16 protein-coding genes are annotated in these 20,332 nt (G+C 70.9%); 4 read left to right on the top strand and 12 right to left on the bottom strand.

Annotated features, from left to right (window positions below; genetic code table 11):
* Positions 1-39: 39 nt before the first annotated feature.
* From M4I32_RS10205 to M4I32_RS10185, 5 genes are all read right to left on the bottom strand, one after another.
* Complete coding sequence (locus tag M4I32_RS10205; protein WP_319034389.1) at positions 40-1,827, bottom strand: penicillin-binding protein 2; 1,788 nt, start codon at positions 1,825-1,827, stop codon at positions 40-42.
* 1 nt (position 1,828) lies between these two features.
* Positions 1,829-2,440, bottom strand: a complete 612-nt coding sequence (locus tag M4I32_RS10200) for a hypothetical protein (protein ID WP_319034388.1) — start codon at positions 2,438-2,440, stop codon at positions 1,829-1,831.
* On the bottom strand, positions 2,437-3,387 hold the full coding sequence (rsmH, locus tag M4I32_RS10195) for a 16S rRNA (cytosine(1402)-N(4))-methyltransferase RsmH (protein ID WP_319034387.1): 951 nt from the start codon (positions 3,385-3,387) through the stop codon (positions 2,437-2,439). Before rsmH ends, M4I32_RS10200 begins: the two co-directional genes overlap by 4 nt.
* A gap of 99 nt (positions 3,388-3,486) precedes the next feature.
* The gene (gene mraZ / locus M4I32_RS10190) at positions 3,487-3,918 is read right to left on the bottom strand and encodes a division/cell wall cluster transcriptional repressor MraZ (RefSeq protein ID WP_319034386.1); all 432 of its coding nucleotides are present in this window, start codon (positions 3,916-3,918) and stop codon (positions 3,487-3,489) included.
* A gap of 379 nt (positions 3,919-4,297) precedes the next feature.
* Complete coding sequence (locus M4I32_RS10185; protein ID WP_319034385.1) at positions 4,298-4,675, bottom strand: DUF3040 domain-containing protein; 378 nt, start codon at positions 4,673-4,675, stop codon at positions 4,298-4,300.
* Between the two features lie 68 nt (positions 4,676-4,743).
* Here M4I32_RS10185 and M4I32_RS10180 point away from each other — a divergent pair, with 68 nt between their 5' ends.
* Positions 4,744-5,838: a polyprenyl synthetase family protein gene (locus M4I32_RS10180; RefSeq protein ID WP_319034384.1), complete on the top strand. Its 1,095-nt coding sequence runs from the start codon at positions 4,744-4,746 to the stop codon at positions 5,836-5,838.
* 6 nt (positions 5,839-5,844) lie between these two features.
* Here M4I32_RS10180 and M4I32_RS10175 read toward each other — a convergent pair whose 3' ends face one another.
* The gene (locus tag M4I32_RS10175) at positions 5,845-6,195 is read right to left on the bottom strand and encodes an Rv2175c family DNA-binding protein (protein WP_319034383.1); all 351 of its coding nucleotides are present in this window, start codon (positions 6,193-6,195) and stop codon (positions 5,845-5,847) included.
* 215 nt (positions 6,196-6,410) lie between these two features.
* Here M4I32_RS10175 and M4I32_RS10170 point away from each other — a divergent pair, with 215 nt between their 5' ends.
* Both M4I32_RS10170 and pknB read left to right on the top strand, forming a co-directional pair.
* Positions 6,411-7,601: a LysM peptidoglycan-binding domain-containing protein gene (locus M4I32_RS10170; protein WP_413466811.1), complete on the top strand. Its 1,191-nt coding sequence runs from the start codon at positions 6,411-6,413 to the stop codon at positions 7,599-7,601.
* A gap of 81 nt (positions 7,602-7,682) precedes the next feature.
* Complete coding sequence (pknB, locus tag M4I32_RS10165; RefSeq protein ID WP_319034381.1) at positions 7,683-9,626, top strand: Stk1 family PASTA domain-containing Ser/Thr kinase; 1,944 nt, start codon at positions 7,683-7,685, stop codon at positions 9,624-9,626.
* An 88-nt stretch (positions 9,627-9,714) separates the two neighbouring features.
* Here pknB and M4I32_RS10160 read toward each other — a convergent pair whose 3' ends face one another.
* Genes M4I32_RS10160 through M4I32_RS10150 form a run of 3 tightly spaced genes read right to left on the bottom strand, consistent with a single transcriptional unit; the run spans position 9,715 to position 12,743 of the window.
* Entirely contained in the window at positions 9,715-11,052 is a 1,338-nt protein-coding gene (locus M4I32_RS10160; RefSeq protein WP_319034380.1) for a class II 3-deoxy-7-phosphoheptulonate synthase, read from the bottom strand.
* A 50-nt stretch (positions 11,053-11,102) separates the two neighbouring features.
* Entirely contained in the window at positions 11,103-11,786 is a 684-nt protein-coding gene (locus M4I32_RS10155) for a lysophospholipid acyltransferase family protein (RefSeq protein ID WP_319034379.1), read from the bottom strand.
* A gap of 3 nt (positions 11,787-11,789) precedes the next feature.
* Positions 11,790-12,743: an ROK family glucokinase gene (locus tag M4I32_RS10150; RefSeq protein ID WP_319034378.1), complete on the bottom strand. Its 954-nt coding sequence runs from the start codon at positions 12,741-12,743 to the stop codon at positions 11,790-11,792.
* 149 nt (positions 12,744-12,892) lie between these two features.
* Between M4I32_RS10150 and M4I32_RS10145 the strand changes: the two genes are divergently transcribed.
* Positions 12,893-14,725, top strand: coding sequence for an AMP-dependent synthetase/ligase (locus M4I32_RS10145; protein WP_319034377.1), 1,833 nt, complete (start codon positions 12,893-12,895; stop codon positions 14,723-14,725).
* 54 nt (positions 14,726-14,779) lie between these two features.
* Here the strand turns inward: M4I32_RS10145 and def are convergent, their stop codons facing one another.
* Genes def through M4I32_RS10130 form a run of 3 tightly spaced genes read right to left on the bottom strand, consistent with a single transcriptional unit; the run spans position 14,780 to position 20,282 of the window.
* On the bottom strand, positions 14,780-15,271 hold the full coding sequence (def, locus tag M4I32_RS10140) for a peptide deformylase (protein WP_319034376.1): 492 nt from the start codon (positions 15,269-15,271) through the stop codon (positions 14,780-14,782).
* 4 nt (positions 15,272-15,275) lie between these two features.
* Positions 15,276-16,817: a MinD/ParA family protein gene (locus tag M4I32_RS10135; RefSeq protein WP_319034375.1), complete on the bottom strand. Its 1,542-nt coding sequence runs from the start codon at positions 16,815-16,817 to the stop codon at positions 15,276-15,278.
* A 57-nt stretch (positions 16,818-16,874) separates the two neighbouring features.
* On the bottom strand, positions 16,875-20,282 hold the full coding sequence (locus M4I32_RS10130) for a pyruvate carboxylase (protein ID WP_319034374.1): 3,408 nt from the start codon (positions 20,280-20,282) through the stop codon (positions 16,875-16,877).
* Between the last annotated feature and the right edge of the window lie 50 nt (positions 20,283-20,332).

The raw sequence follows: 20,332 nt of genomic DNA, 5'->3' as shown, positions 1-20,332 counted from the left end.
CCTTTCCGGTCCCGCCCCGGCGGCGGCACATCATCTCGCTCACCGGTATTTCGGCAGGATCTCCGGGCCCTCTTCCTCGGACGGGAGCACCCGGAACGTCTTCAGCACCTGGGTCATCGCCTTCTGGAAGCCGGGCGCGTTCGCCGCAGACGCCCGATTCTTCTTCGGTTCGTCGAGAGTCAGGATCACGACGTACTCCGGATCATCCGCCGGCGCGAAGCCCGCGAGGGTCGTATAGAAGATACCTTGCTTGTAGCCGCCCTCGCCGTCGGGCTTCTGCGCGGTGCCCGACTTGGTCGCCATGCGGTACCCGTCGACGGCGAGCACGTCGTGGTTCGCGACCTGCTGGTACACGTTCTCGAGCATCAGGGTCACATCCGCGGCCGTGTCCTCGCTGATCACCCGTTCGGGCTCGGGCACGTCCGGCTGGATGACCTCACCCGATGCGGTCGTGCAGGACTCGACGAGGGTCAGCGGCACGCGCACACCCCGGTTGGCGATCGTCTGGTAGACGCTGGCCACCTGCGGCGCCGTGACCGTGAAGTACTGCCCGAACGTCGTGGTGAAATGCGACGCGTCGTCCCACGGCGTGGGGTTGAGGATGCCGCTCGCCTCACCGGGAAAGCCGATCGCGGTGCCCGCGCCCACGCCGAAATCGGCGAGATAGTCGTGGCGCACGTCGTCCGACACCATCGTGCCGAACTTCGACAGCGCGACGTTCGACGAGTCCACCAGCGCGCCCGCCAACGTGTAGGTGTAGGCGGGGTGCGAGAAGATGTCGTTGATCGTCACCCCGTTGGGGAACGTCTCGCGCCCCGATGCCGACACGGTCGGTGTGAGCGGCGTTGCGGCGCCCTCCTCGATCAGGGTCGCCGCGGTGATCGGCTTGAAGGTCGAGCCTGGCTCGAAGTGCGCCGAGAAGATACGGCTGCCACGATCCTCGACCGGCGACGCCGTCGGGTCGTTCGGGTCGACGCTCGGGTACTCGGCCGCGGCGCGCACCTTGCCCGTGTCGACCTCGACCACGGTGACCGTGCCGTACTCGGCGCGTTCGCGCTGCACCTCTTCGGCGATCATCTGCTGCAGATACCACTGCAGGTCGCGGTTGATCGTCAACTGCAAGGTGCCGCCGTCGACAGCGGGAGTCTGGTTGAGCGTGCCGGGGATCACCACGCCGTCCTTGCCCCGCGCATAGGACTCGGTGCCGTTGGATGCCGCCAGGCACGCGTCCTCGGACGCCTCCAGCCCCGCCAGCGGCTCGGCATCCGCGCCGACGAAGCCGAGCAGATTGCCGGCGACGGCGCCGTCGGTGTAGGTGCGTGCCGGGTGCTCGCGATAGGTCAGGTAGGGGTATCCCAGTTCGCGCAGCGCCTGGTGCTGGTCGGTCGTCAGCCCCGTCGCGAGCTGGGCCCACTGCGTGTCGGGGTTCGCGGCGAGCGCATCCGCCACGATCTGCTCGACCTCTTCGGGCGTCTGTCCGGTGATGGCGGCGATCTTCTCGGCCTGTTCGGGCCAGGTGATCACGACCGGCTCGCCGTCGGGCCCATCGCGCTCGATGTCGGCGACGTGCTGGGGGTTGAACTCCCAGTCGTATTCGACGACGTTGCCCGCCAGCTCCGCGCCGGTCTCGTCGACGATCGTGCCGCGGGCACCGTACAGCGTGCGCTCGCCCCCGATGCCGACCCCCAGGGAGTCCGCGCGCAGCGACTCCGCATTGACGACCTGGATGTCGACGAGGCGGATGACGAAGGCGACCAGGACCGCCAGCACGACGGCGAGCGCGACGACGGTGCGACGACGGGGAGAACGAGTGGCGCGCGTCGACATGTCAGCGGGTCACCGGGCTGGGCAGTCCGTCCGAGAGCGCCGGCGGAGCGGCGGCCTCGGGGGCGTCACCCGTCGATTCGGCGTCGGATGCCGGCGGCGCGGGCGCCGGACGTGCCCCGTCGATCGTCGCGTCGGGGTCGGTCACGAGCGGGGTGTCCTGCACGAGGGCGTTGGGGACGCTGCCGCGCTCGACGGCGTCGATGCTCGAGCCGACCGTCGCGGCCGAGCCACCACCGAGCACGGCGCCGTCGGAGAGGCGCAGGTACGACGGCGCCTCGTTGATCACCATGCCGAGGGCAGCGGCGTTCGCGGCGAGGTACTGCGGCGAGCTGAGGCCGGCGACGGCATCCGTCAGCGACTGCCTCTGGTACGCGAGGTCCTGGATGCGCTGCTCGAGCTGCTGCTCCACGTACACGCCCTGCGTCATCGCGATCGACAGTCCCATCTGCGCCGCGGCGATCGCGAGCGCTCCGCTGAGCGCGATGATCGCATACAGCACGCGCGGACGGCGGCGGCGCGCGGGCGGCGCGACGGGCCGGCTGACGGGACGGAGGGTGCGGCGCGGCTCGGCCGGCGACGGGGCGTGGAGGGGGGCGACCGCCTCGAGGCTCATGCGGCCCTCACTCTCTCGGCCGCGCGCAGACGCACGGGAGCCGCACGCGGGTTGCGTTCCCGCTCGGCCGCGGAGGCCATCTCGGCGCCCTTGACGAGAAGCCGGAAGCGGGGGCGGTGTTCGGGCAGCTCGACCGGCAGCCCGGCCGGGGCGGTGGAGGCGACGGCATCCGCGAACGCACGCTTGACGATGCGGTCCTCGAGCGACTGGTACGACATCACGACGATGCGCCCGCCCACGCGCAGCAGCTCGAGCGCGGCGGGGATCGCCCGCTCGAGCACGCTGAGCTCGGCGTTGACCTCGATGCGCAGCGCCTGGAAGACCCGCTTGGCCGGATGCCCCGCGCGCTGCACGGCGGCGGGGGTGGCCGCGATGAGGATGTCGACCAGCTGTCCCGAACGTTCGATCGGGGTCTCGGCGCGGGCGGCGACGATGAAGCGGGCGTACCGGGCGGCGAGCTTCTCCTCGCCGTAGCGCTCGAAGATGCGGCGCAGGCCTCCCTCGGGGTATGTCGCGATGACCTCGGCCGCGGTCGTCCCCTGCGTCTGGTCCATCCGCATGTCGAGGGGCGCGTCGCGCGCATAGGCGAAGCCGCGCTCGGACTCGTCGAGCTGCAGCGACGAGACGCCCAGATCGAACAGCACCGCGTCGACCTCATCCAGCTCGGCGGATGCCGCGGCATCCGCGATCCCGTCGTACACGGTGTGCACGAGGCCCACCCGATCGCCGAACCGCGACAGGCGCTCCCCCGCGAGCCGCAGGGCGTCGGTGTCGCGGTCGAGGCCGAGCAGGTGCGCGTGCGGGAAGCGTTCGAGGAGGGCCTCGGAGTGCCCGCCCATGCCGAGCGTGGCATCCACCAGGACGGCGCCCGGGCTCTCGAGAGCCGGCGCGAGCAGCTCGACGCAGCGCTCGAGCAGGACGGGGGTGTGCAGGTCGCGAGCTTCCATGGCTTCGGGGCCGGTCCCCGGATCCTGATCCCCATCCGCTCCGACCTGGCACCGGGGAAGTGCGCCAGGGCGTGGCGGCTGGGAGTCAGGACCAGGGGCTCAGAACAGGCCCGGGATCACCTCCTGCTCCATCTCGGCGTAGGTCTCTTCGTTGGCTTCGGCGTAGGCGTTCCAGGCGTCCGCGTTCCAGATCTCGGCGTGGGCGCCCACGCCCGTCACCACCAGCTCCTTCTCGAGCCCGGCGTAGGTGCGCAGGGGCTGCGGGACGGTGATGCGGTTCTGCGAGTCGGGCATGTCGGCGCTGGCGCCCGAGAGGAACATGCGCAGAAAGTCGCGCGCCTGCTTGTTCGACAGCGGCGCCTCGCGGATGCGCTCGTGCACCCGCTCGAACTCGTGCTGACTGAACACGTAGAGACACCGCTCCTGGCCGCGCGTGACGACGATGCCGCCGGCGAGATCCTCGCGGAATTTCGCGGGCAGGATCACCCGGCCCTTGTCGTCGAGTTTGGGGGTGTAGGTACCGAGAAGCATCGGCATCCCCCTCTCGCCCGGCCGCCCTCACGAGGCCCCACTTTACTCCACTTCACTCCACTCGTCCATCATTGGGCACCCCGGTCGCCTGTCGGCGCGGCGCAGGGACCCCTTCGGCGGGACTCCCAGCGGGGTGGGGCGCACTCCGGCGCACCCCGGCGCCCCTCTCCTCAGCGGCACAGCGGGTGCGGCTGCACTTATCGGCGCGGGCGCCACCGATTCCCGCCGCCCCCGCCGAAATCTGCAGCCGCAAGGGGAAGCACGCGCGCGGGCGGGTGGGCACAGGCGCGCAACGGCGCGACCGGATGCCGTGGCGCCACGGAAAACGGGGCCGACCCGAAGGTCGGCCCCGTCAAGAGTGGAGTGGAGTGGAGGGGTGTCAGCGATCGCCGCCCTGCCGGCGGTCCCAGCGGTCGCTCATGCGGTCCATGAAGCTGGATGCCGCTTTCGGCGCACCCGAGCCCGCGCTCTTCGGTGTCGAGCCGACCCGCGGCGAGAGCACCTTCATGGGCGTGGCCGCCAGCACGACGCCCCCGAGCATCGCCACGAAGCCGATGACGCCGATGACGATCAACTGGGTCGCCACACCGGCGATGAGCCCGCCGATGCCGACGAGGGCGATCAGCACCCCGATGGTGACGTTGCGGTAATTGACGGCGCGGCCATCGCGGTCGGCGCTGACGACGTCGGCGTCGTTGCGCAGCAGATGGCGCTCCATCTCATCGAGAAGGCGCTGCTCCTGTTCGGAGAGTGGCATCGGTCCCCCCGGGGGTGTGAATTGTGCGTGGTCAGTCTACCTGCGCCGCCACTTACTAGGCTAGGCCTGTGCAGGGTTCCCCAGATGCCATCCGTGCGGTTTCACAGCGACTGGAGAGCTTCTTCGATGATCGTGCCGACGAGAACCGTGATCTGGGCGCCGCGGCCGAGCCGATTCTCCGCGCTGCACGGGAGGCCCTGACAGGCGGCAAGCGCCTGCGTGCACAGTTCTGCCTCACGGGCTGGCGCGCAGTGGCATCCGCGGGGCGCCCGGCGGATGACCCTCCCGCCGCGGTGGTCTCCGCCGCCTCCGCGCTCGAGGTCTTCCACGCGGCCGCCCTCGTGCACGACGACATCATCGACAACTCCGATACCCGGCGCGGGCGGCCCTCGGCGCACCGTGCTCTGCAGGCGCAGCATCGCGAGGCCGACTGGGCCGGCGATGCGCAGGCGTACGGGCGCTCCGCGGCGATCCTCCTGGGCGACCTGCTGGTCGCCTGGAGCGACGACCTGCTCGAAGAGGGGGCCGCGGATTGCGCACCCGGCCCGGCATCGGCCGCGCGGGAGCGCTACGCGCGGATGCGTCGCGACGTCACACTCGGCCAGTACCTGGACGTGGCGGCCGAGGCGTCGCACGTGCAGGTTCCCGACGACGAGCAGCTGCACCGGGCCCTGCAGGTGGCATCTTTCAAGTCCGCTCGGTACTCGGTGCAGCAGCCGCTGCTGATCGGAGCCGCCCTCGCCGGCGCGACGCCGGAGCAGGATGCCGCCCTCGCCGCGTTCGGCCATCCCCTGGGCATGGCGTTCCAGCTGCGCGACGACGTCCTCGGCGTCTTCGGGGACTCGGCCGTCACGGGCAAGCCGGCGGGCGACGACCTGCGCGAGGGCAAGCGCACCGCCCTCATCGCGCTCGCGCGCCCGATGCTGCCACCGCCGCTTCGGCGCACGCTCGACGAACTGCTCGGCGACCCGACCCTCGAATCCGGGCAGATCGAGGCGATGCAGGGGGCCCTGCGCGATTGCGGCGCCCTCGAGCGCGTGGAGCAGCTGATCGCCGACTACGCGCACGAAGCCGATCGGGCGCTCGCGGGCGCTCCCCTCGGCCATCAGGCCGTGGGGGCGCTGCGCGACCTGGCGGAGCGCGCCGTCAGCCGCACGGCGTGAGCGGCCTCAGGCGAGCGCCTTCGCGACGCGCCTGACCTCGTGCTTGCGCCCGGCGCGCAGCGCATCGATGGGCGCGTCGCCGATGATCTCGTCACGGCTGAGCAGCCACTCGACAGCCTCCTCGTCCGTGAACCCGGCATCGCGGAGCACGATGACCGTGCCGCGCAGCGAAGACAGGGGCCGGTCGTCGACGAGGAACACCGCGGGAACGCGCAGCGCGCCCTCGTGGCGCACCGCGACGAGCGAGTGCTCATCGAGTAGTCGCCGCACGCGGCCGGGGGTCTCGCCGAGGGCCTCGGCGACCTCGGGAATGGTGAGCCAGTCGGTGGCGGCGGTCCAGGAGGGCGAAGCGGTCACCCTGCCACTATCGCACGCCGTCGCGGCGCCGAGAAGCCGGCCCTCCACACCCTCCCGCGCCACAAAGACCACACCAGCACCGGTGTGCTCTTGTACCACTTCTGTTGACTTCCGTTCACAAGCGTGACAGCGTTTCTGCATTCTCACAGGAGAGGGGAAGTTCCGTGCGACGGTTCCTCCGTGCGATACCCCGCGAGCACGCGCTGCGTGCGAGCATGCCCGCCGCGCTGATGGGGACGCTCACCGCGACCTTGACGGCCGCCCCCGCTCAGGCCGAGCAGTCGCGCGACGCGCCGGCACCCCACGCGTTCCCGCGGAGTGCCCCGGCATCCACCGTGCCCGATGACTACGTCGTCGCGCCCGGTGACACGGTCTGGTCGATCGCCGCCTCCTTCGGGCTGGGAGTCGCCGACGTGCTGCGCTGGAACGGCCTCGACCGGTCGTCGGTCATCCATCCCGGCCTGTCGCTGTCCCTGCGCGGCCCAGCGGCCGCGGCGCCGCACGAGAGCACCCCGAAGCCGCGGGACCCCGTCACCCACACGGTGGCGGCCGGCGAGACACTCACCGCCATCGCGGCCCGGCACGACTCCGACCTGTCCACACTGTTCGAGGCCAACGGGCTGGACTGGTCCTCCGTGATCTATCCGGGACAGCAGCTCACGATCCCGGGCGGATCCGCCTCGTCGGGCGACGCGGCGGCCGACGACGGCACGGAGCCTTCGGCGGACGCGCCGAGTGACGACCGAGGTTCGGCGGATGCGGCATCCGTACAGCACACCGTCGTCGGCGGCGACACACTGTGGGCGATCGCCCGCGACCACGGCGTCTCGCTGGCCGCCCTCTACACCGCGAACGACATCGGCCCGGGCTCGATCATCTACCCCGGGCAGACGCTCACGGTGCCGGGAGCCTCATCCCCCGAGGGTGGCGATGGTGATGACGCTGCCGCCGCCGAGCCCGTGCGCGCCGTCACACCGACGATTGAACAGGCCGAGACGCAACTGGATGCGCAACAGCGCGACAACGCACGTCTGATCATCCGCGTGGGACGCGAGCTGGGTGTGCCCGACAAGGGCATCGCGATCGCCCTGGCCACCGCCATGGTCGAATCCTGGATCCGGAACCTGGATTGGGGCGATCGGGATTCCCTGGGGCTGTTCCAGCAGCGGCCCAGCACGGGCTGGGGCACCGTGGAGCAGGTGCAGGACGCGGAGCGCGCCGTACGCGTGTTCTATGGCGGCAGCTCCGACCCCAACGGCGACCGCACCCGGGGCCTGCTCGACATCGCCGGGTGGCAGGGAATGGGGTTCGCCGAGGCGGCGCAGGCCGTGCAGATCTCGGCGTTCCCCGAGCGCTACGCCGAATGGGAGACCGCCGCGCACGCGTGGCTCGCGGAACTGGGGTGAGCGCGATGCCGCGGCCAACCGGCTCCCACCGGCACCGGTGAGCCGCGCGGGAGGCGCCCGCCCCGTCCGTAGACTGCTGGCGTGACCACCAGCCAGCAAACCGACCCCCTCATCGGGCGGCTTGTCGACGATCGGTACCGCGTGCGGGCCCGTATCGCTCGCGGGGGCATGGCGACGGTCTATGTGGCGACGGACCTGCGCCTCGAGCGCCGCGTCGCGCTGAAGGTCATGCACGGTCACCTGAGTGACGACGCCGTCTTCCAGGGACGATTCATCCAGGAGGCCCGCTCGGCCGCGCGGCTGGCCGATCCCCACGTGGTCAACGTCTTCGACCAGGGACAGGACGAGGGCATCGCGTACCTCGTGATGGAGTACCTGCCGGGCATCACGCTGCGCGAGCTTCTCCGCGAGCAGAAGCGTCTCGACGTCGCGCAGACCATCACGATCATGGACGCCACCCTGTCGGGGCTGGCCGCCGCGCACCGCGCCGGCATCGTGCACCGCGACGTCAAACCCGAGAACATCCTGCTCGCCGAGGACGGCCGCATCAAGATCGGTGATTTCGGTCTCGCCCGCGCGACGACGGCGAACACCGCGACCGGGCAGATGCTGCTTGGCACGATCGCCTACCTCGCCCCCGAACTGGTGACGCGCGGCACGGCGGATGCCCGCAGCGACATCTATGCGCTCGGCATCATGCTCTACGAGATGCTCGTCGGCGACCAGCCCTACAAGGGCGAGCAGCCCATGCAGATCGCGTACCGCCACGCCACCGACACGGTGCCGCGGCCGAGCGTGAAGAACGCGCAGGTGCCGGAGCAGCTCGACGAGCTGGTGCTCTGGGCCACCGAGAAGGAGCCCGACGACCGGCCGCGCGATGCGCAGGTCATGCTCGAGCGTCTGCGCGAGATCGAACGCGACCTCGGCATCGCGCCGACGCCCGCCCGCGCCAACGCCGGCGTTTCGGCCGCCGGGGACGGCGGCTCCGGCGACCTCACCAAGGTCCTCCCCGCGGCGCCGCCGACGGGCGGCGTCACGACGAACGTCGAGATCGACAATGCCGCGCGGCTGCGTACGCGCACGCGACGCCGACGCGCCCGAGGTGTGTGGGCCGCGCTGCTCGTGCTGCTGCTCGCGGCGGCAGCCGGGGGGCTGGGGTGGTTCTTCGGATCCGGACCGGGCTCGCTCGTGGCCGTCGCCGATGTCTCGGGGATGACCTTCGACGCCGCTGCGGAGCGCCTCGCGGAGGACTCCCTGATCGCGACCGAGGGCGAGGGGCGGCACAGTCTCGACGTGGAACCGGGCCTGGTGCTCTTCACCGAGCCCGCCGCCGGCGAACGCATCGACCAGGATGCCGAGGTGGCCGTGGTGCTGTCGCTCGGCCCGCAGCCCCACACGCTCGAACCCCTCGTCGGGACGCCGGAGAACACCGCGCGCCAGGTGCTGGCCGATCTGAACCTGCAGGTCGGTGAGAGCGCGACCGAATTCTCGGACGAGTCCGCGGGAACAGTGCTCTCCGCGCGGCTCGAGCCGCGCGACGGCGGCGACGCGGTGAACATCTCGGACGGCGGTGAGGTGCTCGAGGGTGACACCGTCGTGCTCACGGTGTCGCTCGGTCCGGTTCCCGGCGTTCGAGGCATGGGCGTGGGAGATGCCACCGCCACGCTCGAGGCCGTCGACCTGCGGGTCGCCGATTCCCGCGCCGAGGAGTACTCCGACGAGCTCGCCGAGGGCCAGGTCCTCGGCATCCGGGGTCAGCCGGAGGGGCGCAACTGGCGCCCGGGCGACGAGGCGACGCTGATCGTCTCGCTCGGTCCCGAGCCCTTCCCCATCCCCGACGTGATCGACCTCACGCGCGACGAGGCCCGCACGACCCTCGAGGATGCCGGCTTCACCGTGGACTTCGCGCCCTTCTGGAACGCCGTCCCCGACGCCCTCACCCGGGTGACGGGCACCGACCCCGAGCCCGGTGCCGCGCGCGTGCTGGGCACGTCGGTGTATCTGCAGCTGACGGCATCCGGCTGACGCCTCCGGCGGGCCGCACACGGCGCACGCAGACGTGCCCCGGTCTTCCGAGAAGACCGGGGCACGTGTGCTCTCTGGGCGGAGGCGGTCAGCGCTTGCCGAGCTCCTCGGCCACGAGGAACGCCAGTTCCAGGCTCTGCATGTGGTTCAGGCGCGGATCGCAGAGGCTCTCGTAACGCGTCGCGAGCGTGGCCTCCTCGATCATCTCGGAGCCGCCCAGGCATTCCGTCACGTCGTCGCCCGTGAGCTCGACGTGGATGCCGCCGGGGTGGGTGCCCACGGCGCGGTGCGACTCGAAGAAGCCGGCTACCTCGTCGACGACGTCGTCGAAACGGCGCGTCTTGTAGCCGGTCGGCGTCGTGATGCCGTTGCCGTGCATGGGGTCGGTCACCCACAGGGGGCGCGCACCGGAGTCGCGCACCGCCTCGAGCAGCGGCGGCAGAGCGTCGCGGATCTTGCCCGCACCCATGCGCGTGATGAACGTGAGGCGACCGGGTTCGCGCTTCGGGTCGAGCTTGTCGATCAGCTCGAGGGCGACCTCGGGCGTCGTCGAGGGGCCCAGCTTGACGCCGATCGGGTTGCGGATCTTCGAGAAGTAGTCGATGTGCGCACCGTCGAGGTCACGCGTGCGCTCCCCGATCCAGAGGAAGTGCGCCGACGTGTTGTAGGGCGTGCCCGTGCGGGAGTCGATGCGCGTCATGGGGCGCTCGTAGTCCATCAGCAGACCCTCGTGGCCCGTATAGAACTCCACGCGTCGCAGCTCGTCGAAGTCGGCGCCGGCCGCCTCCATGAACTTGATGGCGCGGTCGATCTCGGAGGCGAGCCGTTCGTAGCGCTGGTTGGCAGGGTTCTGCGCGAAGCCCTTGTTCCAGCTGTGCACCTCGCGCAGGTCGGCGAAGCCCCCCTGCGTGAACGCACGGATCAGGTTCAGCGTGGATGCCGCGGTGTGGTACCCCTTGAGCAGCCGCTGCGGGTCGGCCCGCCGCGAGCCCTCGGTGAAGTCGAATCCGTTGACGATGTCGCCGCGGTAGGCGGGCAGCGTCACGTCGCCGCGCGTCTCGGTGTCCTTCGAGCGGGGCTTGGCGAACTGCCCGGCCATGCGCCCCATCTTCACGACCGGCATCGACGCGCCGTAGGTGAGCACGACGGCCATCTGCAGCACGGTCTTGATGCGGTTGCGGATCTGCTCGGCGGTCGCCCCGGCGAAGGTCTCGGCGCAGTCCCCGCCCTGAAGCAGGAACGCCTCCCCCGCGGCGGCGGAGGCGAGACGGTCGCGCAGGATGTCGACCTCGCCGGCGAAGACGAGTGGCGGCAGCGTCTCGATCTCGGCGGAGACCGCGGCGACGGCATCCGGGTCCAACCAGTTGGGCTGCTGCTTGATGGGAAGAGTGCGCCAGGTGTCGAGCGCGTCGTGCGGGGTGGGCATCAGGACAGTCTATCCGCGCGCGACGCCCCCTGAGCGCGCCCCGGAGGCGCTCAGCGCCGGGCCAGCCGGTCCTTCACCGACGAGGCGTAGACGTCCTCGTATTCCTGTTCGCCGAGGCGCTGCAGCGCCACCATGATCTCGTCCGCGACCGAACGCAGAACATAGCGGTCGCCCTCGAGCCCGGCGAACCGCGAGAAGTCGAGGGGCTCGCCGATGACGACACCCACCCGGCCGATGCGCGGCAGCCGCGTGCCGATCGGCATGATCTGGCTCGTGTCCACCATCACGACGGGCACCACCGGGACCCGCGCCTCGAGGGCCATGCGCGCGATGCCGGTGCGGCCCCGATAGAGCTTGCCGTCGGGGCTGCGCGTGCCCTCGGGGTAGATGCCGAGCAGGTCCTCACGCGCGAGCACACTCAGGCCGGTGTTGAGGGACGCCTCCGAGGCCTTGCCCCCCGAGCGGTCGATGGGAAGCTGCCCCGTGGCCTTGAAGAAGACGCGGGTCGCCCAGCCCTTGATGCCCTTGCCCGTGAAGTAGTCGCTCTTGGCGAGGAACGCGACCGGGCGGTCGATCATGAGCGGGAGGAAGACCGAGTCGATGAACGACAGGTGGTTGCTGGCCAGGATGGCGCCGCCCTGGGCGGGCACATTCGCACGCCCCACGACCCAGGGTCGGAAGATCGCCTTGAGCACGGGCCCGATGACGATGTACTTCATCAACCAGTAGAACATCGCTCACGCCCTCCCGGTCCGGCCCCGGCGTGCGAGGTCGGCGACGCCGATGACGCCGGCGTCGTTGGTCAGCCGGGCGATGTGGAAGTCGGCGATCGGGCGGGAGCCGAGCCCCGGCATGGCCGCGGCGTAGGCCTCGCGCATCGGGGCCAGCAGCCGCTCGCCCAGCTGCGACACGCCGCCGCCGATGACGAAGGCCTGGGGATCGAGGATCGCCGAGAAGCTGCCACAGGCGTCGCCGACGGCGACGGCCACCCGCCGCAGCGCCTCGACGGCGCCGGCGTCGTCGGCCAGGACGAGCCGCGAGATCATGGGGCCGCTCAGCTTGCCGCGCTCGGCACGTGCCGCCGCGAGGCCGGCGCCCAGATCGTCGGGATGCTGGTCGGCGATCTGCACGGCCTCGCGCTGCAGCGCGCGGCCCGAGCCATAGGTCTCGAGGCAGCCCCGTTGACCGCAGCCGCACTCCCGGCCGCCGGGCACGACCCGCATGTGGCCGAGCTCGCCGCCGATACCGTGCCCGCCGCGGTACAGCTCACCGTCCGTGACGACGGCGCCGCCGACGCCGGTGCCGAGCGTGAGCATCACCACGTCGCTCATGCCGCGGCCAGAGCCGAACCGGTATTCGGCCCAGCCCGCCGCGTTGGCGTCGTTCTCGATCGCCACGTCCATGCCGGTGCGCTCTTCCAGGCGTGCGCGGAGCGGCTCATCCCGCCACGCGATGTTCGGGGCGAAGTACACCGTGGAGCGCTCGCGGTCGATGAAGCCGGCAGCGGCGACGCCGGCGACATCCACGTGCCTGCCTTCCGACAGGTGCGAGATCATGTCGGCCACCGCGGCTTCGATGTCCGCGACCCGGCGTGGCGTGTCGACGCGCGTCTTGTGCAGGATCTCCCCCGCATCATCGACGAGCCCTCCGGCGATCTTGGTTCCGCCGATGTCGATTCCGACCGCGAGCACAGCCACATCCTTCCCCGGCCGCACGCGGCCACGCAGAAGTCTAGCCACGTGCGGTGGCGGCGCACCGCCCGCGTTGCGCCGATGAGACCGAGTACCACGACCGGTAGACTTCGAGCACACCGCCCATCGGTACCGAAGGAGTTACCGCCATGAGTGCCGACCAGTTCGACGTTCCCGCCATCGTCACCGCCGACCCGGACGCCAATGTCACCGACCTGCTCGAGGATCGCGTCGCTGCGACGCCCGATCGAGCGCTCTTCGCCGTGCCCGACGGGGGCGGCTGGCGCGACATCACCGCCAGGGAGTTCCACCGGCAGGTGATCGCGCTCGCCAAGGGCTTCGTCGCCGCCGGGATCGAGCCCGGCGACAAAGTGGGATTCCTCGCCCGCACGACCTACGAGTGGACCTTGGTCGACTTCGCGCTGTTCTACGCCGGCGCGGTCATGGTGCCGGTCTACGAGACCAGCTCTCCGGGGCAGATCGAGTGGATCCTGCAGGACTCGGGCGCCACCGCCTGCATCATCGAGACCGCCGAGCATGCCGAGCGTCTCGACGAGGTGCGGGGCGAGCTTCCGCTCGTCCACGACGTCTGGCAGCTCGACCGCGACGCCCTGGCGACCCTCACCGCAGCCGGCGCCGACGTCCCCGACGCCGAGATCGACCGCCGCCGCCGCATCGCCAAGGCCGCCGACATCGCGACGCTCATCTACACCTCGGGATCCACGGGACGGCCCAAGGGATGCGTGCTCACCCACGCCAACTTCGTCGAGCTCTCCCGCAACGCGGCCAAGGCGATCTCCGAGGTCGTCGAAGCACCCGGCGCCTCGACCCTGCTCTTCATCACGACGGCGCACGTGTTCGCGCGCTTCATCTCGATCCTCGACGTGCACGCCGGTGTGAAGACCGGGCACCAGCCCGACACGAAGCAGCTGCTGCCCGCGCTGGGCTCCTTCAAGCCGACGTTCCTGCTCGCCGTGCCGCGCGTGTTCGAGAAGGTGTACAACTCGGCCGAGCAGAAGGCCGAGGCCGGCGGCAAGGGCAAGATCTTCCGCGCCGCCGCGCACGTCGCCGTCGAGCACTCGCGCCTGCAGCAGGAGGGCAAGCGCGTCCCGCTCGGGATGCGGCTGAAGTTCCGGCTCTTCGACAAGCTCGTCTACAGCAAGCTCCGCACGGCGATGGGCGGCAACGTGCGCTACGCGGTGTCGGGCTCCGCTCCGCTCGGCGCGCGCCTCGGGCACTTCTTCCACAGCCTGGGGGTCGTGATCCTCGAGGGATACGGTCTCACCGAGACGACGGCGCCGGCATCCGTCAACCTCGCCTCGGCGTCGAAGATCGGCACGGTCGGTCCGCCGCTTCCGGGCGTCGGCATCCGGCTGGCCGAGGACGGCGAGATCGAGGTGCGGGGCGTCAACGTCTTCAAGGAGTACTGGCGCAACCCCGAGGCGACCGCGGAGGCGTTCGACGACGGCTGGTTCAAGACCGGTGACGTCGGCTCGTTCGACGACGACGGATACCTGACGATCACGGGACGCAAGAAGGAGCTGATCGTCACGGCGGGCGGCAAGAACGTCTCGCCCGCGAGCCTGGAAGACCCGATCCGATCGAACCCGATCGTCGGCCAGGTCGTCGTCGTGGGCGACCAGAAGCCCTTCATCGCCGCGCTCGTGACGCTCGATCCCGAGATGCTGCCCACATGGCTGGCCAACAACGACCTCTCGGGCGACATGTCTCTCGAGGAGGCATCCAGCCACCCGGCCGTGCGCGCCGAGGTGCAGCGGGCGATCGACGAGGCCAATGCGCACGTCTCGCGAGCGGAATCGGTGCGCAAGTTCCGCATCCTGCCCGTCGAATGGACCGAGGGATCCGGGCACCTGACGCCCAAGATGTCGATCAAGCGCAGCGTCATCATGGCGGACTTCTCAGACGAGATCGACGCGATCTACAGCGAGCCGGTCAACACGACGAACGTGGCGCTGTCTTAGGAGCGACCACCCGGTCGTTGAGCGAGCGCAGCGAGACGAAACGACCGCGGGCGGCTAGAACCAGTCGCTCTCGCGCACCTCGCGCATCGCGAGCCGGCGGCGCTCTGGATCGAGCCGATCCAGATACAGGGTGCCATCGAGGTGGTCGCACTCGTGCTGCAGCGCCTGGGCGAGCAGCCCCTCGCCTTCAAGAACGACGGGCTCGCCCTCCAGGTCGATGCCCTCGACGCGCGCCCACGGATGACGAAGCGCGGGATGCCAGAGGCCGGGGACCGACAGGCACCCCTCGTCGACCGGTTCCACCTCGCCGCGCACCTCGACCAGGCGCGGATTGAGCACGTAGCCGATGTCACCGTCGATGTTGTAGCTGAAAGCGCGCAGGCCGACGCCGATCTGCGGAGCCGCCACTCCCGCGCGGCCGGCGGGCTCGACCGTGTCGAGCAGGTCGCGCACCAGGGCGCGCACCGCGTCGTCGATGTCGACGATCTCGACGCTGCGGGACTTCAGAACGGGGTCGCCGAAGAGGCGGATGTCGCGGATCGCCATGCCGTCACCCCACCGGCGCGTGCTCGCGCAGCCCGTCGATGACCCGCACGGCGAGTTCGCGCGCTGCCTCGCGCGTCGCGGGCCGCAGCTCGCGGAAGACGATTGCGCCACCCGTGGCCAGCTGTGGGTCGTACGGGATGCGCACGACGTCGCGCACCCGCGAGCGGAAGTGGGCCTCGACCTCGTCCTGGCGCACCATCGGCGAGCCGGGAGAGGACATGTTGAGCACCACGAGCGCGTTGCGGGCACGCTCCTCATGGCCGTTCGACTCGAGCCACGTGAGCGTCTCGGAGGCCAGCCGCGCCTCGTCGATGCTCAGCCCCGTGACGAGCACGAGCTGATCCGACAGGTCGAGCGTCGCCCCCATCACGGAGTGGACGATGCCGGTGCCGCTGTCGGTGAGCACGACGGAATAGTAGTGCGCGGCCACGCGTGCGACCGCACGATACTCGTTGTCGTCGAACGCGAGCGAGACGTGGGGGTCGGTGTCGGAGGCGAGCACGTCGAGCCTCGTCTCGTCGCGCGCCACGATTGCCGAGACATCGTTGTAGCCGCGCAGGCCCTCGCTCTCGCGCACCAGGTCGCGCACCGTCTTGCCGCTGCGTCGTGTGATGCGCTCGGCCAGCGTGCCCCGATCGGGGTTGGCGTCGACCGCGACGACGCGATCGTCGCGGGCGTCGGCGAGAGCCATGCCGAGCAGGGTCGTCACCGTCGTCTTGCCGACACCGCCCTTGCGCGAGAGGACCGCGACGAAACGCGCCCCTCCCCCGGGCATCGGGGCGGAGATACGACGGTCGAGGTCCTTGCGGGCCCGTGCGCGGGCCGAGTCGCCCAGGTTGATCCGCCCGCGCGTGGCGCTGTACACCAGATGCCGCCAGAGGCCCTCGGGCTCGGGGCGCACGATGTGGTGCGGGTCGAGCAGACGGTCGGGGGTGAGCAGGTCGGGCGTCTCGCGCTCTGCGCCCTGAGTGAGCTGCGCGATGCGCCGCGAGGTCGGAACCACGGATGCCGTCGGCGCGGCGGCGGCGGGCGCCGGGGCCCGGCGCACGGGGGGCGCGGCGGCGGCGGGCGCTGCGGTGGCGGGCGCTGCGGTCTCGGACGCTGCGGTCTCGGACGCTGCGGTCTCGGGCGCCCGTGGCGGAGTCGCCGGCACTGTCGACTCCGGGGCAGATGCGGAGGCCGCCGCGGGTTCGCGGGCCGGGGCCGCTCCGGCGACCGGGTCGGGCTCGGTTGCGCGCACCGCTTCCCCGGCGGACTCCTGCTCGCTCACCGGCTCGGGCTGGGTCTCGGGCGCGGCGACGGACGACTCGTCGGGGTCCCCCGCATCCGCTACCGACGCCGGGCGGCTCGCGGGCACGTCGGGTTCGAGGATCTCGTCGTCGTCGACGAGATCCTCGTCCGAGGCATCGGCAGGCAGCGAGATGCGCACGTGCGCGCCCGTCGACCCCAGGATGCCGATGCCCGCGGTGTCGACACCGGGGGCCTCGTCGAGCACCCCGTGATCCAGAGGATCTTCGGCGTGCGGGTCGCTACCGTGCGTGTTCACTCGTGCTCCGAACTTGTCGGGAAGGCAGGGGCAGAGCACCTGCGGGACTGCACAACATTAATGCGCGGGACTCACCACGACCAAAAGGTCCCCCGCCTCCACCTGCTGTGTCGCACTGATCGCAAGACGCTCGACCACGCCGTCGACGGGCGCCGTGATGGCCGCCTCCATCTTCATCGCCTCGATGGAGGCCACGGGCTGCCCGGCCGTCACCGTGTCGCCGACAGCCGCCTTCAGCGTGACGACCCCCGAGAAGGGAGCCGCGACCTGACCCGGCTTCGATGTGTCGGCGCGTTCGGCCTGGCGCACGTCGACGTCGATGCTCCGGTCGCGCACGAAGACGGGCCGCAGCTGGCCGTTGAGGGTGGTCATCGCCGTGCGGATGCCCTTCTCATCGGGCTCGCCGATCGCCTCGAGGCCGACGTAGAGCCGCACGCCCCGCTCGATCTCGACGACGTGCTCCTCGCCCTGCGTGAGTCCGTACAGGTAGTCGGACGTGTCGAGCAGCGACACGTCGCCGAACGTCTCGCGCACCTGCTCGAACTGGGCCGTCGGCGCCGGGAAGAGCAGATGGTTCAGCGCGCGACGGCGATCGTCCGACGAGCCCTCGAGGGCGGCGGCATCGGCCTCGCCGAGCGGCTCGGTCTCGACCTTCGGGCTGCGCCCGGCGAGAACGGCCGAGCGGAAGGGCTCGGGCCAGCCGCCGGGCAGGTCGCCGAGCTCGCCGCGCATGAACGCCACGACCGAGTCGGGGATGTCGTACTTGTGCGGGTTCGCTTCGAAATCGGCGGGGTCGGCCTTCGCCGCCGCCAGGTGCAGGGCGAGGTCGCCGACCACCTTCGACGATGGCGTCACCTTCGGGATGCGGCCGAGGATCGCGTTCGCAGCCGCGTACATGTCCTCGATCAGTTCGAAGTCGTCGGCCAGTCCGAGCGCGATGGCCTGCTGGCGCAGGTTCGAGAGCTGGCCACCCGGGATCTCGTGCCGGTAGACGCGACCGGTCGGCCCGCGCAGCCCGGATTCGAACGGCGCATAGATGCCCCGCACGGCTTCCCAGTACGGCTCCAGGTCGGCGACGGCGGCGAGATCGATGCCCGTGTCGCGTTCGGTGTGTGCGAGGGCGGCGACGAGCGCCGACAGCGAGGGCTGGCTGGTGGTGCCCGCCATCGGAGCGGATGCGGCATCCACGGCATCCGCGCCCGCCGCACTCGCCGCGAGCAGCGTCGCGAGCTGGCCCCCCGCGGTGTCGTGCGTGTGGACGTGCACGGGCACGTCGAACCGCTCACGGAGCGCGCTGACGAGCGTGGCCGCGGCGGCCGGACGCAGCAGGCCCGCCATGTCCTTGATCGCCAGCACGTGGGCACCGGCCTCGACCATCGCGTCGGCCAGCCGCAGGTAGTAGTCGAGCGTGTACAGATCCTCGTCGGGGTTCAGAAGGTCGCCGGTGTAGCAGAGCGCCACCTCCGCCACCGTGGTTCCCGTCGCGAGCACCGCGTCGATCGCCGGCCGCATCTGCGAGACGTCGTTGAGCGCGTCGAAGATGCGGAAGATGTCGATGCCGGTGTCGGCGGCTTCGCGGATGAACGCGTCGGTCACCTGTGTGGGGTAGGGCGTGTAGCCGACCGTGTTGCGCCCGCGCAGCAGCATCTGGATCGGGATGTTCGGCAGCGCCTCGCGCAGTCGGGCCAGCCGTTCCCACGGATCCTCGCCCAGGAACCGCAGGGCGACGTCGTAGGTCGCGCCGCCCCACGCCTCGACCGAGAGCAGCTGGGGCGTCATCCGAGCCGCATACGGCGCGGCCGCCACCAGATCCTTCGTGCGCACGCGGGTGGCGAGGAGCGACTGGTGGGCATCGCGGAACGTCGTGTCGGTCACGGCGAGAGCCGTCTGCTCACGCAGGGCGCGGGCGAACGCCGCCGGCCCCTCGTCGAGCAGCAGCCGGCGATGCCCCGAGGAAGGCTCCGTGGAAAGGTCGAGCGCGGGCAGCTTGGCGGCCGGATCGATCGAGAGCGGGTTCTCCCCGTTGGGCTTGTTCACGGTGACGTCGACGAGCCAGTTGAGCAGCTTCGAGCCGCGGTCCTTGGACTCCCTACCGCGGACCAGCCAGGGACGCTCGTCGATGAACGAGGTGGCGATGTCGCCGGCGACGAACGAGGGGTCGTCGAGCACGGCCTGCAGGAACGGGATGTTCGTCGACACGCCGCGGATGCGGAACTCGGCCAGCGCGCGCCGGGCGCGTGCCACCGCGGCGGGAAAGTCACGGCCGCGGCAGGTGAGCTTCGAGAGCATCGAGTCGAAGTGAGGGCTGATCTGCGATCCCGCGGCCGTCGTGCCACCGTCGAGACGGATGCCGGAGCCGCCCGGGGAACGGTACGTGGTGATCTTGCCGGTGTCGGGGCGGAAGCCCTGGGCGGGGTCCTCCGTCGTGATGCGGCACTGCAGCGCCGCGCCGTGCTGGTGGATGTCGTGCTGCTCCAGCCGCAGGTCGGCCAGCGACTCGCCGGCCGCGATCCGCATCTGGGACTGGACGAGATCGACGTCGGTGATCTCCTCCGTGACGGTGTGCTCCACCTGGATGCGCGGGTTCATCTCGATGAAGACGTGCTGACCGGCGCGCTCGCCCGCCGTGTCGACGAGGAACTCCACGGTGCCGGCGTTCTGGTACCCGATCGACTCGGCGAAGGCGACGGCATCCCGATGCAGGCGAGCGCGCAGCTCGTCGTCGAGGTTCGGCGCCGGGGCGATCTCGACGACCTTCTGGTGTCGCCGCTGCACCGAGCAGTCGCGCTCGAACAGGTGCACGGTGTGGCCGTCGGTGTCGGCGAGGATCTGCACCTCGATGTGGCGCGGCCGCACGACCGCCTGCTCGAGGAACATGCGTGCGTCGCCGAAGGCGCTCTCGGCCTCGCGCATCGCTTCGGCGAGTGCGGGCGCCAGCTCGTCCTTCGTCTCGACCCGCCGCATGCCGCGGCCGCCCCCGCCGGCGACAGCCTTGGCGAAGATCGGGAACCCGATCTCGTCGGCCTGCGCGATGAGCGCGTCGACGTCGTCCGATGCCTCGGTCGAGGCGAGCACGGGCACGCCCGCAGCGATGGCGTGGTTCTTCGCCGTGACCTTGTTGCCGGCCATCTCGAGCACGCGGGCGGGCGGGCCGATGAAGGTGATGCCGTGCTCCGCGGCGCGGGCCGCCAGATCGGGGTTCTCAGAGAGGAAGCCGTAGCCCGGATAGATCGCATCGGCCCCGCATTCGCGCGCCGCCGTGATGATCGCGTCGACGTCGAGGTAGGCGCGGACGGGATGCCCGCGCTCGCCGATCTCGTAGGACTCGTCGGCCTTCAGCCGGTGGAGCGAGAAGCGATCCTCGTGCGGGTAGACCGCAACGGTCCTCGCCCCGAGCTCATACGCTGCGCGAAATGCGCGGATCGCGATCTCGCCTCGGTTCGCGACCAGGATTTTCCGGAACATGAGACCTCACAGCATCGTCGCGTCGGGGCAGAATGTGAAGCCAAGCCTAG

Origin of the sequence: Microbacterium sp. LRZ72 (assembly GCF_033792225.1) — a bacterium.
Taxonomy (GTDB): Bacteria; Actinomycetota; Actinomycetes; order Actinomycetales; family Microbacteriaceae; genus Microbacterium.
This window is presented reverse-complemented; position numbering and strand designations above follow the sequence as displayed.